At 66.8% G+C, this 16,888-nt stretch carries 15 protein-coding genes and 1 tRNA gene; 4 read left to right on the top strand and 12 right to left on the bottom strand.

Going from position 1 to position 16,888, the window contains the following annotated elements:
* Positions 1–133 precede the first annotated feature (133 nt).
* Genes mreC through rodA form a run of 4 tightly spaced genes read left to right on the top strand, consistent with a single transcriptional unit; the run spans position 134 to position 5,422 of the window.
* Positions 134–1,336: a rod shape-determining protein MreC gene (gene mreC, locus EPN59_RS10100; protein WP_293037758.1), complete on the top strand. Its 1,203-nt coding sequence runs from the start codon at positions 134–136 to the stop codon at positions 1,334–1,336.
* Positions 1,336–1,848, top strand: a complete 513-nt coding sequence (mreD, locus tag EPN59_RS10105; RefSeq protein ID WP_293037755.1) for a rod shape-determining protein MreD — start codon at positions 1,336–1,338, stop codon at positions 1,846–1,848. Before mreC ends, mreD begins: the two co-directional genes overlap by 1 nt.
* 27 nt (positions 1,849–1,875) lie before the next feature.
* Positions 1,876–4,245: a penicillin-binding protein 2 gene (gene mrdA / locus EPN59_RS10110; RefSeq protein ID WP_293037753.1), complete on the top strand. Its 2,370-nt coding sequence runs from the start codon at positions 1,876–1,878 to the stop codon at positions 4,243–4,245.
* A 16-nt stretch (positions 4,246–4,261) separates the two neighbouring features.
* Positions 4,262–5,422 (top strand): rod shape-determining protein RodA, encoded by a 1,161-nt coding sequence (gene rodA / locus EPN59_RS10115; protein WP_293037783.1) that lies wholly within the window; start codon positions 4,262–4,264, stop codon positions 5,420–5,422.
* A 53-nt stretch (positions 5,423–5,475) separates the two neighbouring features.
* Here rodA and EPN59_RS10120 read toward each other — a convergent pair whose 3' ends face one another.
* The 12 genes from EPN59_RS10120 to EPN59_RS10175 all read right to left on the bottom strand — a co-directional run bounded on the left by EPN59_RS10120 (position 5,476) and on the right by EPN59_RS10175 (position 16,826).
* The gene (locus tag EPN59_RS10120; RefSeq protein ID WP_293037750.1) at positions 5,476–6,243 is read right to left on the bottom strand and encodes a tetratricopeptide repeat protein; all 768 of its coding nucleotides are present in this window, start codon (positions 6,241–6,243) and stop codon (positions 5,476–5,478) included.
* Positions 6,240–7,022 (bottom strand): aldolase/citrate lyase family protein, encoded by a 783-nt coding sequence (locus EPN59_RS10125; RefSeq protein WP_293037748.1) that lies wholly within the window; start codon positions 7,020–7,022, stop codon positions 6,240–6,242. The genes EPN59_RS10120 and EPN59_RS10125 overlap by 4 nt, the downstream gene beginning before the upstream one ends.
* Positions 7,023–7,347: 325 nt before the next feature.
* Complete coding sequence (queD, locus tag EPN59_RS10130) at positions 7,348–7,791, bottom strand: 6-carboxytetrahydropterin synthase QueD (RefSeq protein ID WP_293037780.1); 444 nt, start codon at positions 7,789–7,791, stop codon at positions 7,348–7,350.
* Positions 7,792–7,800: 9 nt separating this feature from the next.
* Positions 7,801–8,433 (bottom strand): 7-carboxy-7-deazaguanine synthase, encoded by a 633-nt coding sequence (queE, locus tag EPN59_RS10135; RefSeq protein ID WP_293037745.1) that lies wholly within the window; start codon positions 8,431–8,433, stop codon positions 7,801–7,803.
* A 97-nt stretch (positions 8,434–8,530) separates the two neighbouring features.
* On the bottom strand, positions 8,531–9,265 hold the full coding sequence (gene queC, locus EPN59_RS10140; protein ID WP_293037742.1) for a 7-cyano-7-deazaguanine synthase QueC: 735 nt from the start codon (positions 9,263–9,265) through the stop codon (positions 8,531–8,533).
* Between the two features lie 293 nt (positions 9,266–9,558).
* A tRNA-Phe gene (locus EPN59_RS10145) sits at positions 9,559–9,634 on the bottom strand.
* Positions 9,635–9,704: 70 nt separating this feature from the next.
* Positions 9,705–10,391, bottom strand: coding sequence for a response regulator transcription factor EsaR (gene esaR, locus EPN59_RS10150; protein ID WP_293037740.1), 687 nt, complete (start codon positions 10,389–10,391; stop codon positions 9,705–9,707).
* Positions 10,392–12,809, bottom strand: a complete 2,418-nt coding sequence (locus tag EPN59_RS10155) for a PAS domain-containing sensor histidine kinase (RefSeq protein ID WP_293045977.1) — start codon at positions 12,807–12,809, stop codon at positions 10,392–10,394. It lies immediately after the preceding gene.
* Positions 12,799–13,389: a DUF4390 domain-containing protein gene (locus EPN59_RS10160; RefSeq protein WP_293037734.1), complete on the bottom strand. Its 591-nt coding sequence runs from the start codon at positions 13,387–13,389 to the stop codon at positions 12,799–12,801. Before EPN59_RS10160 ends, EPN59_RS10155 begins: the two co-directional genes overlap by 11 nt.
* Positions 13,386–14,942: a 16S rRNA (cytosine(967)-C(5))-methyltransferase RsmB gene (gene rsmB, locus EPN59_RS10165; RefSeq protein WP_293037732.1), complete on the bottom strand. Its 1,557-nt coding sequence runs from the start codon at positions 14,940–14,942 to the stop codon at positions 13,386–13,388. The genes EPN59_RS10160 and rsmB overlap by 4 nt, the downstream gene beginning before the upstream one ends.
* Positions 14,943–15,215: 273 nt before the next feature.
* Complete coding sequence (gene htpX, locus EPN59_RS10170; RefSeq protein WP_293037730.1) at positions 15,216–16,067, bottom strand: zinc metalloprotease HtpX; 852 nt, start codon at positions 16,065–16,067, stop codon at positions 15,216–15,218.
* Between the two features lie 114 nt (positions 16,068–16,181).
* Entirely contained in the window at positions 16,182–16,826 is a 645-nt protein-coding gene (locus EPN59_RS10175) for a LysE family translocator (RefSeq protein WP_293037728.1), read from the bottom strand.
* Positions 16,827–16,888 lie beyond the last annotated feature (62 nt).

Below are 16,888 nucleotides of genomic sequence, written 5' to 3' on the forward strand. Positions count from 1 at the left end.
GCACATCCCGCACATCCAGCTCCTCCTGGAGAGGCAGCCGGTTCGCTGCCTGGTTGCGGCCTCGTCGCCCGCTAACAGGCGCCGCTCGTAGCGCCACCGTTTCGTCCATCCGCACACGCCCCCGGCGCCGACCATGGAATACAGTCCGCCGCCTCTGTTCAAGCAAGGCCCTTCGGCACTTGCGCGGCTCATCCTCTTTGTCGCGCTGTCGCTGGCCCTGCTTGTCTCCGACGCCCGCTTCAAGACGCTCGAAGTCGTGCGCGGCGTGCTCGGGGCAGGCCTCTACCCGTTGCAACGCGCGGCGCTCGTGCCGCGCGATCTCATCATGGGCGCCGCCGACCTCGCGGTGACGGGCGCCACGCTGCGCGCCGAGAACGCGCAACTCCACGCGCGCAATCTCCAGCTTTCGCAGGAAGCCAATACCGCCAGCGCGCTCAGCGCCGAAAACGCGCACCTGCGCGCGGTGCTGCAGTTGTCGCAGCGTATCGGCGCGCAGTCGACTCCCGCCGAAATCCAGTACGACACGCGCGACCCGTTCACGCAGAAGGTCGTGATCGGGCGCGGCTCGCAGCAGGACATCCAGACCGGCTCGCCCGTCGTGGACGAGGACGGCGTGGTCGGTCAGGTCACGCGCGTATTCGCGATGCAGTCCGAAGTCACGCTGCTCACGGACAAGGACCAGGCCGTCCCGGTCGAAATCGTGCGCACGGGCCTGCGCAGCGTGATTTACGGCACCGCGCAGGGTGCGCTGCTCGACCTGCGTTTCGTGCCGATCAGCGCCGACGTGCAGGTCGGCGACGAACTCGTGACGAGCGGCCTCGACGGCGTGTATCCGCAAGGACTGCCGGTCGCGAAGGTGCTGCGCGTGGACCGCCAGGCCGACACCGCGTTCGCGCGCGTGGTCTGCGTGCCGATTGCAACCGTGCGCGGCGCGCGCCAGGTGCTCGTGCTGCACTATGTTTCGCAGGAGCCGCCGCGTCCGGCCGAGACCGAGCCCGTCGCCCCCAAGGACGCGAAAAAGAAGGCCGATGCGAAGAAAGCCGCCGATAAAAAGGCAGCAGAGAAGGCAGCGGACGGCAAGACGCAGCCCGCCGCCGCGGCAACGGCCGCGCCGACCCCGGCAGCAACCCAGGCAACCCCGGCCGCCACAGCGGCAGCGGCAGCGGCAGCCGCGACCGCCGCCGCAAAGCAGAAGCCGGCCGAGGCCGCACCCCGATCCGCAGCGAAGCCCGAGCACGCCGCAGTGACCACACCAGCGGCCACTCCGGCAGCCAAACCAGCGGCCCGGTCCGCGCAGCACAGCGCGGCGCCCGCCGCCGCGCCGGAGCATCCGTGATGCCGCGTCCGCAATACATCCTGCAGCCGGTCAACCCGTATTTCATCGCGTTCAGCCTCGCCGCCGCGTTCCTGTTGAACCTGCTGCCGTGGGGCAAGCTGCCGGGCGTGCCCGACTTCGTCGCGCTCGTGCTGCTGTTCTGGAACATCCACCAGCCGCGCAAGGTCGGCATGGGCCTCGCGTTCTGCCTCGGCCTCATGATGGACGTGCATAACGCCAGCCTGCTCGGCGAACACGCGCTTGCGTACACGCTGCTGTCGTACGGCGCGATCACGATTCATCGCCGCGTCCTGTGGATGTCGCTCGGCGTGCAGGTTTTCGCCGTAATGCCGATGCTGGTCGGCACGCAGATCGTGCCGTTCGTGATCCGCCTCTTGATGGGCGCATCGTTTCCCGGCTGGGATTACCTCTTGAGCGGTTTCGTCGCCGCCGTGCTGTGGCCCGTTGCGAGCATCGTGCTCCTCTTGCCGCAGCGCCGCCCCGTCGATCCCGACGACACGCGGCCTATCTAAGCCGCGCACGCGGGCCGGACGCATCGCATGACCGAATTCAAGGACACCCAGAGACAGATTCTGAAGTTCCGCCTGCGCGTCGCCGCGGCGGGGCTGTTCGTGTTCGTCTGCTTCGGGCTGATCGCGTCGCGCTTCCTCTGGCTGCAGGTCTGGAACCACGGCAAGTATTCGCTGCAGGCCGACGAAAACCGCATCTCCGTCGCGCCGATCGTGCCGAACCGCGGCATCATCACCGACCGCAACGGCGTCGTGCTCGCCAGGAACTACTCGGCGTACACGCTCGAAATCACGCCCTCGAAGCTGACCGACACGCTCGACAACACGATCGATCAGCTCTCGACGGTGATCCCGATCGACCAGCGCGACCGCCGCCGCTTCAAGAAGCTGCTCGAAGACTCGAAGAACTTCGAAAGCCTGCCGATCCGCACCCGCCTCACCGACGACGAAGTCGCGCGCTTCACCGCGCAGCGCTTCCGCTTCCCCGGCGTGGAAGTGCGCGCGCGGCTGTTCCGCCAGTACCCGCTCGGCCAGACGGCTGCGCACGTGATCGGCTATATCGGCCGCATCTCGCAGCGCGACCAGGAGCGCATCGACGACGCCAGCGACCAGAACAACAGCGATCCGGAGCACTACGATCCGCGCCGCGACGCGAACAACTACAACGGCACCGACTACATCGGCAAGATCGGCGTCGAGCAGAGCTACGAAACCGAACTGCACGGACTGACCGGTTTCGAGGAAGTCGAAGTCACGGCGGGCGGACGGCCCGTGCGCACGCTCTCGCGCACCCAGTCGACGCCGGGCAACAACCTGCGGCTGTCGATCGACATCGGCCTGCAACAGATCGCCGAGCAGTCGTTCGCGGGCCGGCGCGGCGCGCTCGTGGCGATCGAGCCGGCGACCGGCGACATCCTCGCGTTCGTTTCCGCGCCGAGCTTCGATCCGAACGCGTTTGTCGACGGCATCGACCAGCAGACCTGGGACGAGCTCAACAACTCCCCCGATCACCCGCTGCTCAACCGGCCGCTGCACGGCACCTATCCGCCCGGCTCGACCTACAAGCCGTTCATGGCGCTCGCCGCGCTCACGCTGCACAAGCGCACGCCGCAATGGGGCTTCCAGGATCCGGGCTACTACATGTTCGGCGGCCACCGCTTCAACAACGACGTGCGATCCGGCCAGGGCTGGATCGACATGAACCGCGCGATCATGGTGTCGAACGACACCTACTTCTTCATGCTCGCGCACGATCTCGGCGTCGACAACATCGCCAGCTTCATGAAGCCGCTCGGCTTTGGCCAGATCACGGGCATCGACATTGCGGGCGAGGCGCGCGGCATCCTGCCGTCGACCGAGTGGAAGCGCAAGGCCTACCGCAAGCCCGAGCAGCAACGCTGGTACGAGGGCGAGACGGTCAGCCTCGGCATCGGCCAGGGCTACAACTCGTTCACGATCCTGCAGATCGCGCACGCGACCGCGACGCTCGCCGACAACGGCATCGTCATGAAGCCGCACCTCGTGAAGGAAATCGAGAATCCGATCACGCGCGAAGTGCACCTCACGGTGCCGCACGAAAGCGGACGCCTGAACGTGTCGCAAGCGGACATCGACGTCGTGAAGCGCGGCATGGAAGGCGTGACGATGAACCCGTCGGGCACCGCGTACCAGATCTTCGCGAACGCGCCGTACACGTCGGCGGGCAAGACCGGCACGGCGCAGGTGTTCTCGCTGCAGGGCGCGAAATATCAGGCGCATGCGCTCGCCGAGCATCTGCGCGACCACGCGCTCTTCATCGCGTTCGCGCCGGCCGACAAGCCGAAGATCGCGGTTGCGCTGATCGTCGAGAACGGCGGCTGGGGCGCGCAGGCCGCAGGCCCGATCGCGCGCCGCGTGCTCGATTACTACCTCCTCGACCGCCAGAAGCCGGGCGTCCTGCAAGCCGCAGTGGCCGCTGCGGCGTCCGCGGCGCAGGATGCGTCCGAGCCCGTGATCGGCGCGCCGCAGGACACGTCCGACAACCATACGGTGAAAGTCGCCGCCGGGTTCAAGCCGCTGCCGATTCCCGGCGCGGCTTCGGCAGCTGCTGCGGCCTCAGCGGCGGCGGCGGCTTCGGCTGCGGCTGCGGCGACACCCGCCAGCGCTGCTTCGGGTGCCGCTTTGGGTGCTGCTTTGGGGTCAACGGCGGCTTCAGCGCCCGCTGCGCGCGCGACGGGCATCGCGAAAGCCACGGGCGCGGACGCCGCATCCGCGCCGCGCCGGGGCGAGCCGCACCCCCCCTCTCGGCAGCCATCGCACCCCTCCGGCCCCGCGAGCGAACCGGACACGGCCGCCCTCGCGCCCTCGCGCAACGACGGCCAGCCGGAGCGGCCATCCCCCGCCGCCGGCATCGACGAGTAAGGAGCCCGCCATGCCCATGTTCCAGTTCGACAAGATCGACAAGCGCGCGGTGTTCGACACGATCCGCAAGATGTTCATCGGCTTCGACCGGCCGCTGGCGCTCACCGTGTTCCTGCTGCTGTGCGTGGGCATCGTGACGCTGTACAGCGCGAGCCTCGACGTGCCGGGCCGCGTCGAGGACCAGTTGCGCAACATCATGCTGACCTTCGTCGTGATGTGGGTGCTCGCGAACGTGCCGCCCACGACGCTGATGCGCTTCGCCGTGCCCATGTACACATTCGGCATCGCGATGCTGATAGCGGTGGCGATGTTCGGCCTCACGCGCAAGGGCGCGAAACGCTGGATCAACGTGGGCGTCGTGATCCAGCCGTCGGAAATCCTCAAGATCGCCACGCCGCTCATGCTCGCGTGGTATTACCAGCGCCGCGAAGGCGTGACGCGCTGGTACGACTTTCTCGTCGGCTTCATCATCCTGCTCGTGCCGGTCGGCCTGATCGCCAAGCAGCCCGATCTCGGCACCGCCGTGCTCGTGTTCGCGGCAGGCTTCTTCGTGATCTACTTCGCGGGGCTGTCGTTCAAGCTGATCGTGCCGGTGCTGATCGCGTGCGTGATCGCGGTCGCGTCGATTGCCGTCTTCCAGGACAAGATCTGCCAGCCGCAGGTGAACTGGCCGCTCCTGCACGACTATCAGAAGCACCGCGTCTGCACGCTGCTCGACCCGACATCCGATCCGCTCGGCAAGGGCTTCCACACGATTCAGGCCGTGATCGCGATCGGCTCCGGCGGGCCGCTCGGCAAGGGCTGGCTGAAGGGCACGCAGTCGCACCTCGAGTTCATCCCCGAAAAGCACACCGACTTCATTTTCGCGGTGTTCTCCGAGGAATTCGGCATGGCGGGCGGACTCGTGCTGCTCACGCTCTATATGTGCCTGATTGCGCGCGGGCTGTATATCGCCGCGAACGGCGCCACGCTGTTCGGGCGATTATTGGCCGGATCGCTGACGATGGCCTTCTTCACCTACGCATTCGTGAACATCGGGATGGTGAGCGGCATCCTGCCCGTGGTGGGCGTGCCGCTGCCGTTCATGAGCTACGGCGGGACCGCACTCACGACGCTCGGCATCGCGATCGGACTGATCATGAGCGTCGGCCGCCAGAAGCGGCTCATGCAGAGCTAGCCTGCGCGAAACCCGGCGCGCCGCGCTGTGCCTGCTTTTTACCTGCTTTTCGACTACTGCGGCGTCGCGCCAGGCGCCGACTTCATCAACTGCGAACTCAACTGCCGGTACTTGAGCAACGCTACCCGGTCGCCCTGCGCCGCGGCGGCAGCGTAGTACGCGCGCGCGACGTTGAGGTTTTTCGGCACACCGTCGCCGCCGTGCTCGTAGAACGAGCCGGTCACGTATTGCGCCGTCATGTCGCCGCCTTCAGCCGCCTTCTTGTACCAGTAGAACGCCTGCTTGTTGTTGCGGGTCGTGCCGCGTCCGTCGAGGTACTGGTTCGCCAGCGCAAGCTCGGCCTGCACGTGGCCCTGCTTCGCCGCCTTCAGGAACCACGGGTGCGCCTGAGCAGGATCGCGCTCGACGAAGTCGCCGTCGTCGTACATCTTCCCGTAGACGTACTGGGCATGCGACATGTTCGCGTCGGCGGCCTTGCGCAGCCACCGGCGGCCCTCGCCGACATCCGTCGCGCCGCCTTCGCCGTTCAGCAGCATCATCGCGTAGTCGAATTCCGCGAGACGGTTGCCGCGCTCAGCCGCCGCGCGAAACTCGGTCAGCGCGGCGCTCAGGTTGCCTGCGTTGTAGTCGGCGACGGCGTTGGCCGTCTGCGGATCCGATTGAGCGCCCGCGCCCGTGGCATCGGCCGCGCTGATGGTGGGTCCGGCTGCGGGTCGAACTGCGGGTCCGGCGGCAAGGCACGCCGCCGCAACGGTCGCGGCGAAAAACCCGGCTGCCGCGCGCGCCGCCATCCTCGCCGCCGTCCCTGTATAGCGCCTCATGATCTCGCCTCCTGGAGCGCCTGCCGCGTCGCGCGCACGAGCCAGATCACATCGGCGGCGAGCGCAATGAAGCTGAAGCCCATGTCGCGGTACTGCTTCGCCTGCGCCGCATCCATCGCGAAGATGCCCGCAGCCACGCCCGCATCCCGCGCCGCAGCGACGATGCGCAGCATCGCTGCGTTGACGTCGGGATGCCTGGAGTCGCCCAGATGGCCGAGGCTCGCGGCAAGATCGGCGGGGCCGACAAACAGGCAGTCGACGCCCGGCGTCGCCGCGATCTTCTCCACCTCGCCCAGCGCCTGCGCCGATTCGATCTGCACGATGCAAGCAATCTGCGCGTTTGCAGTGTGCAGGTAATCGCGCCGCATGCCGTACGCAGCCGCGCGCACGACGCCCGCCACGCCGCGCCGCCCATCGGGCGTGCGCTCGTCTGGATACTGCGTGAGGCGCACGGCATGCGCGGCTTCCTCAGCGCTGCCGATGTTGGGAAACATCACCGTGCGCGCGCCCGCGTCGAGCACGCGTTTGACGAGCCACGGCTCGCTGGTCGGCAGGCGCACGACCGGCTCGGTCGGCAGATGGGCGGCGGCAATCGCACGCAGCTGGGCGACCGTATCCGCGCTGTCGTTGGGCGCGTGCTCCATGTCGATCAGCAGCCAGTCGAATCCGGCGTGGGCGAGCGCCTCGGCGGCGGTTTCGCTGCCCATCGACAGCCACAGGCCGTAGAGCGGCCCGGCCTCTCTCAAACGTTCTTTCAGGGGATTGGTGAAGGTGCTCATCGCCGTGCTCCCGGCGAGGCCGCGCGCCGCGCGCGTCGTGCCCGGGCGTGTGGCCCGGCGACGCCGCAACCGGCATGTCTCGCTATGTTTATGTTGTCCGTCCGCGCGGAAGGTGCGCGGCCTTGCTGCATTGATGATACAGCGACAATAAACGCCGCCATCGGGCGGAAAACCCGGTGCGGAGAGGCATCGACAGGCCAGGGGAAGGACGGGCGCGCGCCGGTGACGGCGCGCGCAGGAGCAGGCTGCCTGGAAGCGGGCTGCGCGTGCGCGCGGACTGGTGGTGGGCCTGGTGGTGGGCCTGGTGTCGGGCCTGATGGGGAACTTAGTCGCGGACCACTTCGGCCCAGCAGTTCGGCGTTTCGTAGAGGCGCACTTTATGGAGCTGGAGATTCACGCCGTAGTGGGCGTCGTAGACGTTCGCAAGGATCTCGAACGCAAGCGCGGCGAGATTCTCGACGGTCGGAATGCGGTCGATCACGACGGTCTTGTGGCCCGGCAGCGTGTCGAGGAACGCGCGCACCTGCGTGTCGCCTTCGTAGACGAGAAACGCGTGATCCCAGCGGTCGACGAGATGCTGGTTCGCGAGCGACTTCACGTCCGCGAAGTCCATCACCATGCCGCGGTCGGGCGCGCCTTCGGCCTCGACCGTGTCGCCCTGCAGCGTGACTTCAAGCACATAGCGATGGCCGTGCAGGTTGCGGCACTGGCTGCGGTGGTCGGGGATGCGGTGGCCCGCATCGAATTCGAGTTTTCGGGTGATCGTCAGCACGGCGCGTCAGGGAATGTTCAGGTACTTGTGAGTCTGCATCGAGAGGCGCCACTGCGGATGGCGCTTGCACCAGTCGATGGCCAGTTTCGTATTCAGGTCGCGTGATGGGCCGTCCATCGGCTGGACGAGAAAATACTCGAAGTCGAGCTTTGCGTAGTCGGCGAGGCGCTGATTGTCCTGCGGCACCACGACCTTCAGCTCGTTGCCCTTCGTGACGACGAGCGGCGCATCGGCCTTCGGGCTCACGCACACCCAGTCGATCGTATCGAGCACCGGCAGCGAACCGTTCGTTTCGATGGCGATTTCGAAGCCGGCGGCGTGCAGCGCGTCGACGAACGGCGGGTCGATCTGCAGCATCGGCTCGCCCCCCGTGCAGACGACGAAGCGGTTGCCTTCGCCCTCGGGCCACAGCGACGCGATTTTCGCGGCCAGTTCTTCGGCGCGCGGGTACTTGCCGCCGTTCTCGCCGTCGGTGCCGACGAAGTCCGTATCGCAGAACCGGCACACGGCAGTGGCCCGGTCCTCTTCGCGGCCCGACCACAGGTTGCAGCCGGCGAACCGGCAAAACACGGCCGAGCGCCCGGCGTTCGCGCCTTCGCCCTGCAACGTGTAGAAAATTTCCTTTACCGCGTAAGTCATGCTGCTGCCTGATCCTGGATCGGGTTGAGTCGGCGGCCCGAGTCTGCTGCCTGCATCGTGCGCCGTGGGGTAACCGGTAACCGTTGCGCCGAGGGCCTCAGAGCGGCGCTTCAGTGACCTTCCCGCCCGCGAGATACGCTTCGTAGCCGCGCTTGCGCAGCTTGCAGGCGGGGCATTCGCCGCAGCCGAAGCCCCATGCGTTCAGTTCGGCGCGCTCGCCGAGATAGCACGTATGTGTCTCGACGCGCACCAGCTCGACGAGTTCCTTGCCGCCCAGTTGCTCCGCAAGACGCCAGGTGTCGGCCTTGTCGAGCCACATCAGCGGCGTTTCGAGCACGAAGCGGCTGTCCATGCCGAGGTTCAGCGCGACCTGCAGCGCCTTCATGGTGTCGTCGCGGCAGTCGGGATAGCCCGAAAAATCGGTTTCGCACATGCCGCCGACCAGCACCTTGAGCCCGCGCCGATAGGCAATTGCCGCGGCGATCGTCATGAACATCAGGTTGCGGCCCGGTACGAACGTGTTCGGCAGGCCGCTCGCGGCGGTCTCGATCTCGATCTCGCGCGTCATGGCGGTGTCGCTGATCGAACCGAGCACCGAGAGGTCGACCATGTGATCTTCGCCAAGCCGCCCGGCCCACGCGGGGAACGCACGCGCAATCGCCGAGCGAAAGCCTTCGCGGCACGCCAGCTCGACGCGATGGCGCTGGCCGTAATCGAAGCCGAGCGTCTCGACGGTGTCGTAGCGGTCGAGCGCCCAGGCGAGGCACGTGGCCGAGTCCTGGCCGCCGGAAAACAGCACGAGTGCGCCGGTCTTGGCGTCTGTTCGAGTCACCGTGAAACTCCGTGTGTGAGGCTCCCGCACTGCGTCGCGAACGCCGCCGCCATGCCGCAGGTGGCCGCTTCAGGTGGCCACTTTCGGTAGCCATTTCAGGTAGCCGCTTTCGGCTGCCCGGGGCCGTGCCGGCTCATGCGGCGCCGGCTCATGCAGCTAATGCAGTATAGGCCCAGGCCCTTCGCGGGAGGATCGGCGCCCGGCGCATACGGCTGGCTGCCGCTTCGGCGCGACAGAACAACAGAACAACGAAAAAGCCCCAGGAATCGTGCGATCTCCTGGGGCTGCAATTCTGGTGGCCTGGGACGGAATCGAACCATCGACACGCGGATTTTCAATCCGCTGCTCTACCAACTGAGCTACCGGGCCAACGAAGAACGCAGATTATAGCGAGGCTCGCAGCCCAACGCAAGCCCCTCTCAAAACCAGGCGATGACGTTCATTCGCCTTTGCTCTTGCCGAGATCCACGCCGAGCTGCTTGAGCTTGCGGTACAGGTGCGTGCGCTCGAGCCCGGTTTTTTCCGCCACGCGCGTCATGCTGCCGTTCTCGCGCGCGAGGTGGTACTCGAAGTAGGCGCGCTCGAAGGCGTCGCGCGCGTCGCGCAGCGGGATGTCGAACGAAATCGACGCCGTCTGCGCGACAGGCGCCATGCCCTGCACGCCGTCGGCCACGAACATCGGCAGCGCCGCCGCCGATGCCACCGCAGCCGAGCCGCCCGCCGCGGGCTTGCCGCTCGCCTGCGCAAGCACGGGCGCCGCCGTGCCGCGCGCGAGTCCCTGCTCGACAGCCTTCAGCAGTTTTTGCAGCGCGATCGGCTTTTCGAGGAAATTCAGCGCGCCGATCTTCGTCGCCTCGACGGCGGTGTCGATCGTCGCGTGTCCCGACATCATGATGACCGGCATCGTCAGGAGCATCTGCGCCGCCCATTCCTTGAGCAGCGTGACGCCATCGGTGTCCGGCATCCAGATATCGAGCAGAACCAGGTCAGGCACCTGGCGCAGGCGGAATTCGCGCGCCTCCTGCGCGTTCTCCGCCAGCTCCACGACGTGTCCCTCGTCGCTCAGGATCTCCGAGAGCAGTTCCCGGATCCCCATTTCATCGTCTACCACCAGGATGGTTGCCATTTACGCTGCCCTTGTCTGCACTGTTGCTTTTGTTCCCTGCCCGGCTGCGGCACGCGAACTCCGCGCGCCGGATTCCGGCGTTGCGGCGTCGTCCGCCAGCTGGAGAAAGAGAATCGAGATCTGCGCGCCTTCGATCACGTCGCCCGTCTTCATGCGGTTGCGGATGTCGATGCGCGCGCCGTGCTCATCGACGATCTTCTTGACCATCGCAAGCCCGAGTCCTGTTCCTTTGGCTTTGGTCGTCACATAGGGTTCGAACGCGCGCGTGAGGATGCGCGCCGGGAATCCCGCTCCGTTGTCCGATATCGTGAGGCGCACGGCGATGCGCGAGCGGCCCTCCGCATCCGGATCCCCGTATTCTACGGCCCGTGTTTCGAGCGTCACATGCGGGTTCGGTGTGTCGGCGACCGCGTCCTGCGCATTCTGCAACAGGTTGTGGATCACCTGGCGCAATTGCGTCGCGTCGCCGCGGATCACCGGCAGCGCCGACAACTCCACCTTCAGCGCGCTCTTGCCTTCCTCCACGCCGTAGAGCGTCAGCACTTCGCTCACCAGATCGTTGAGCTGCAGGCTCGACAGCACCGCCGGCGGCGTGCGCGCGTAGTCGCGGAAATCGTCGACCATCTGCTTCATCGCCGCAACCTGGTTCACGATCGTCGTCGCGCCACGCTTGAGCACGTCGGCGTCGGTCGGCGAAAGCTTGTCGGAGAGCTTCATCTGCAGGCGCTCCGCCGACAGCTGGATCGGCGTGAGCGGGTTCTTGATCTCGTGCGCGAGACGCCGCGCGACTTCGCCCCACGCGACCGAACGCTGCGCCGAGATCACGTCCGAGATATCGTCGAACACGACCACGTAGCCCGCCGTCTGCGGGTTGCCCGCCTCGGCGCCCGTGCCCGTTCCCGCAACGAGGCGCGCGCCGCGCACGAGCAGCGTGAGCGGATCGGTTTCGCCCGTGATCGGCACGGAGAACTGCTGCTGCCAGTGGCCGCGCGCCCGGTCGCCGTCGCTGCTCGCGGCTTCCTGATCGGCGAACGCCTTGCGCGCCATGGCGCCGAATTCGGCCAGCACGCCGATGTGTTCGAGCGGCACGCCCAGCTGCGTCTCGAACGGCTGGCGGAAGATGCGCTCCGCGCCCGGATTCGCCGTGGTCAGCCGGAACTGGCGGTCGAACACGAACACGCCCGCCGTGAGGTTCGCGAGGATGCTTTCGAGGTACGCCTTCGAATGTTCGAGCGCGACGCGGTTCTTCTCGACGGCCGCGCGCGCTTCCGATAGCTGGCGCGTCATCGCGTTGAACGATTGCGTGAGGAAGCCCAGTTCGTCGCGCGACTTGATTTCGCGCTTCGGCGTGTAGTCGCCCTCGGTCACTTCCTTCGTGCCCTGTGCGAGCAGGAAAAGCGGCCGCGCAAGCTGGTTGCCGAGCGCGAGCGCGAGCATCATCGCGACGAACGTGGCGAGAAAGAGCGCGAGCGTCAGCGTGCCGATGTACATCTTACGCAAGCCCGTGCGCCCGAGCGCCTTCTCCTGGTACTCGCGATACGCGCGCTGCACGGCGTCGGCGTTGCGCGCGAGCGCGGCGGGCACGGGCTGTTCGAGTTGCAGGAAGCGTTCGGTGGGCTGCAGGTCCATGGTGTTCGCGTCGGGAATGCGCGTCACGACGCGCAGCCGCAGCGGGCCCTTCGAACCGCGCTCTTGCGGATCGCCATCCACTTCGCCTTCGATCGCCGCGTAGCCGCTCTCGCGCGCCTGATCGATCATGAGCTGCGTGGGCAGGCCGGCGGGCACCAGCGACGACAGGTTGCTCGACGCCTGCGCGACGACCCGCAAGTCCGGCGCCGCGCCCGACATGCTGCGCACCGGCGTGACGATCGTCGCGTCCTGCACGCCGAACTGGTCGCGCGTGCGCAAAAGCGTGAGCGTCGTGCCTGCGGAGTCGGCGCTCGCTATCTGCTCGGCCATGAGACGCGCCTTGGTCTGCAGATCGGAGAGCGACGCATCGAGCATGCCGCGCCCGAGGTTCAGGCCCGCTGTGAGCGCGGTTTCGACGTTCACGTCGAACCACGATTCAATCGAGCGCGACACGAACTGATACGAAACGATGTAGATGATGCCGCCCGGCACGACGCCGACGAGCGCGAAGAAGAACGCGAGCTTCGCGAGCAGCCGTGTGCCGAATTTGCCGCGCCTCAGGCGCACGACGATCACGATCACGAGCGCCGTCACCACCGACATGAAAATCAGCGCGACGACGAAGTTGGCCGCGTAGAGCCAGCCGTAATAGCGATCGAAGAATTCGGTGTTCGCGCTCGCGGCGGCGAGCAGCACGAGCAGCAGCGTCGCGGTGAACGCGACGGTGGAGACGAGCAGCCTGAGGACAATGCTGCTGACGCTGGTGGCGCGGCGCACTTTACCTAGCACGTTCGGTCACCGTGAAGTTAAAGCGCTTCCAGTCGGAGGCGAGATCCCAGTCGCGGTTGTTGACCGCGTTGATCTGGAACGGCTTGGGCATGAGCGCCACGTCGAGTTGCATGCGCACCGACGCGATGTAGGTTTCGTCCGCGCTCACGTCGCTGCGGTCGAACACATGCCACGAGGTCACGTGCTTGACGACGGCGAGCGCCTCGGCGAGCGTCGGAAAGCCGAGCTGCAGGCCGCCGGTCGAGACGCGGTATTCGCGCGTGAGCGGCTGGAACGACAGCCGGATGCTCTGCGACACGCTCACGGGCTTCTCGTCGAACCAGTACCAGCGCGCGCGAGAGAGTTCGAAATCGGTCGTGAAGTAGAGCGGAGTGCCTTTGTTGACCACGTCTTCCAGACTGCTGTTCAGGTCGAAGTCGAAACGGGCGTCGAGGTTCCAGCCGTTGCCGTCGGCCTGCAGCGACGCGCGCTGCACCGAGATCGAATCGGCGCGCGCCGGCGTCGCGGCGATAAAGCCGGCGACCAGCACGAACCAGATCAGAGCCGCGAGCCGCAGCGGGAAGAAGCGTTTAATGATCACCGTTTCTGAAAGCGCGCGTAGAAGAATCCGTCGTGATCGGCGGTGCGGCGGGGAACGGCGGCGTGATCCGCATCGTTTCCGCTCGCGTCGGGCTGCGCCTTGCTGGCTGCGCCGTTGTCAGCCTCGCAGTCAGCGTCACCGCCAGCCTCCCCGGACGGCGCATGCCCGGCCGTCGGCAACAGCTGCCCCGGCGCGCCCAATCGTACCGCATCCGGGTGGCTGCTTTCAAACCAGCGCGCCGCGGCTTCGCCTTCCTCGGGGAAGATCGAGCAGGTCACGTAGAGCAGTTCGCCGCCCGGCTTCAGGAGCGGCCACAGCGCCGCGACGATGCGACGCTGCTCTTTGGCGAGCGCCGCGATGTCGCCCTGGCGACGCAACCAGCGGATATCGGGGTGACGCCGGACGATGCCCGACGCCGAACACGGCACGTCGGCCAGAATGCGGTCGAAGGGCTGGCCGTCGTACCAGGCGGCGCTATCGCCCGCAGCGCCCGCATCGCCGATCACGACCCGCGCGCGCCGCAGCGGGTGCGCGGGATCGTCCTGGGTGAAACCGAGCCGCTCGAAATTTTCGCCGATGCGCGCAGCGCGTGCGGCGTCGCTTTCGAGCGCGATCAGATCGATGTCGGCAAGTTCGAGCAGATGGCCGCTCTTGCCGCCAGGCGCCGCGCAGGCGTCGAGCACGCGCATGCCGTCGCGCACGCCCAGGTGTTGCGCCGCGACTTGCGCGCCCGCGTCCTGCACCGAAACGTCGCCCGCCATGAAACCCGGAATGCGATCGACCGGCAGCGGCGCAGCAAGGCGCACGGCATGGTCGCCGATCTGCACGGCGTCGATGTCCGCCGCCCGAAGGCGCACGAGGTAATCGGCGGCAGTCGTGCGGCGCGCGTTCACGCGCAGCGTGAGCGGGCCGTGCGTGTTGCCCGCGGCAAGAATGGACTGCCATTCGCCCGGCCACGCAGCGCGCGTCGCATCGATCCACCATTGCGGATAGTTCCAGTGCGCGACCTCGTCGGCGCGCGCCGCGGCCAGCAATGCCTCGCGTTCGCGCAGAAAACCGCGCAGCACGGCGTTGACGAGCCCCTTCGCGAAAGCCATTTCGCGGCGCGCGCCCACCGCGCGAACCGCCTGGTCGACGACCGTAAACGGCGCGTAGGCCGCGTTCGCTTCGTCGTCGACGAGCAGCGCCAGCGCGCACGCCATCAGGTTCGCGACCGGCTGCGGCGGCGCCTTGCTCACGCGCTGCCGCAGCAGCCAGTCGACGAGGCCCAGACGCCGCATCGTCCGGTAGGCGATGTCCTGCACGGCTCCGCGCGCGAGCGTCGCCGAATCGGCGGGCAAGGCGGCGAACACGCTCGTAAGTGCAGCGGGCAACGCCGCGCCCGCGCGCACCGCGCCGACGGCCTGTGCGGCCTGATCGAGCGCGAAGCCGAGCGAATCCGGTGCCAGATGCACGGCCTGAGGGCCGGTCGCGGCGCGAGGCCTGTGTGCCTGAGCGCCAGGACGTGGATTGCGGGACGGAGCGGCGGACCGCCGGGACGAGCTGGATGTCATGGAAAAACCGGAAGCGGGCCGCGAGAGACGCGCGGCGCAAACGACGCATTGTAGCGTGGCGTGAGCGCTACGCCCGAGGACGCGGCCCGACATGGGCCCTGCGCGTGCAGGTGGAAGCAGTGCTGGCCCAAATCGACGCCGGTCAACGAAGCCGTGTCCATGATGGTCCCCAAAAAGAACAATCCCTACTCGGCGTAGTTCGCTGAGTAGGGATCGGGCTGACCATCACATCAACGCCTTCAGAAAGGCGTTTTTCGAAGCAGCGGATTTCGGTCAGGTCTTGCCCGCCGCCATGTCCATCAATCTGCGGATGCGCTCCTCGGTGGGCGGGTGCGTTGAGAACAGGCTCGCGACGCCGCCGCCCGAGAGCGGATTCATGATCATCATCTGCGCGGTTGCGGGATGTTCCTCCGCTACCGGGAACGGAACGCCTTGCGCGTAGCGATGGATCTTGTCGAGGGCGGATGCAAGCGCTTGCGGATCGCCCGAAATTTGCGCGCCGCCACGGTCGGCCTCGAATTCGCGTGCACGCGAAATCGCCATCTGGATCAGTGCGCCCGCGATAGGCGCGAGCAGCGCGACGGCGATGCTCGCGACCGGATTCGCCGGGCGGCCGTTTTCGTCGCGGCCGCCGAAGAACATCGCAAAGTTCGCGAGCGCTGAAATCGCACCGGCCATCGTGGCGGAAATCGTCGAGATGAGAATGTCGCGATGCTTCACGTGCGCGAGTTCGTGCGCCATCACGCCGCGCATCTCGCGCTCGGAGAGCACACGCAGGATGCCGGTGGTCGCCGCGACCGCCGCGTGCTCCGGATTGCGGCCTGTGGCAAATGCGTTCGGCGCGTTTTCGTTGATCAGGTAGACGCGCGGCATCGGCAGCCCGGCGCGCGTGGAAAGATCGCGAACCATGCGGTAGAACTGCGGCGCCGTGGTCTCGTCCACTTCCTGCGCGTTGTACATGCGCAGGACCATCTTGTCCGAGAACCAGTACGAGAAGAAGTTCATGCCGAGCGCCACGACGAACGCGAACATCATCCCGCGCTGACCGCCGACCATGCCGCCGATCGCGATAAAGAGGGCCGTAATCGCAGCCATCAACATCGCGGTTTTGACCCAGTTGAACATTGCTGTGCTCCTTCACCCAAGAGGGAAATCAAATCGTTGAACGCGCGCCGCTCACCGGCAGCGAACGCATTGTATGCGATTTGTAATATATGAGCGGATGCGAAAAATTCAACGTTACCGGGAAGCGGTGGCGAGCTTCACGCCAAGCCCGACGAACGCCGAGCCGACCGTGCGGTCCAGCCACCGCTTCATGCCCGGCTTGCCGGAGAAGCGCCGCGTGACGCTGCCCGCAATCCAGGCGACAAAGCTGTTCCAGACCGTGCTCATCAACACGAACACGACGCCGAGCGCAAGGAATGCAAGCGCCTTGTGCGAGCTGGTGGCGGTCACGAACTGGGGGAAGAACGAAACGAAGAACAGCACCACCTTGGGGTTGAGGACGTTGGTCCAGAAGCCCTGCAGAAAGAGCTGGCGCAGCGGACGCGGCGCGCTCGCGCGCGGCGCGGCATCGGCTTCCGCAGTCGCGGGGGCGGCCTTCGTGAAAATCAGCCGCACGCCGAGATAGACGAGATACACGGCGCCGACGAACTTGACCACGGTGAACGCGGTAGCCGACGCGGCAAGCAGCGCGGTCAGGCCGAACGCGCATGCGAGCGAATGCACGCAGCACCCGACGGAAATGCCGAGCGCCGAGACGAGCCCGGCGCTGCGCCCTTGCGCGACGCTGCGGCCGACGATGTAAGCGGTATCCGGGCCCGGCGTCACGTTGAGCAAAAAGACGGCGACGACGAAAAAACCAAAGTGGGTAATGCCGAACATGGCGTCCTCAGGAAATACGAATCAGGCTGGCCCGATTCTAACGCGCATCAGATCATGCGCGG

Origin of the sequence: Paraburkholderia sp., assembly GCF_004298475.1 — a bacterium.
Classification (GTDB): domain Bacteria; phylum Pseudomonadota; class Gammaproteobacteria; order Burkholderiales; family Burkholderiaceae; genus Paraburkholderia; species Paraburkholderia denitrificans.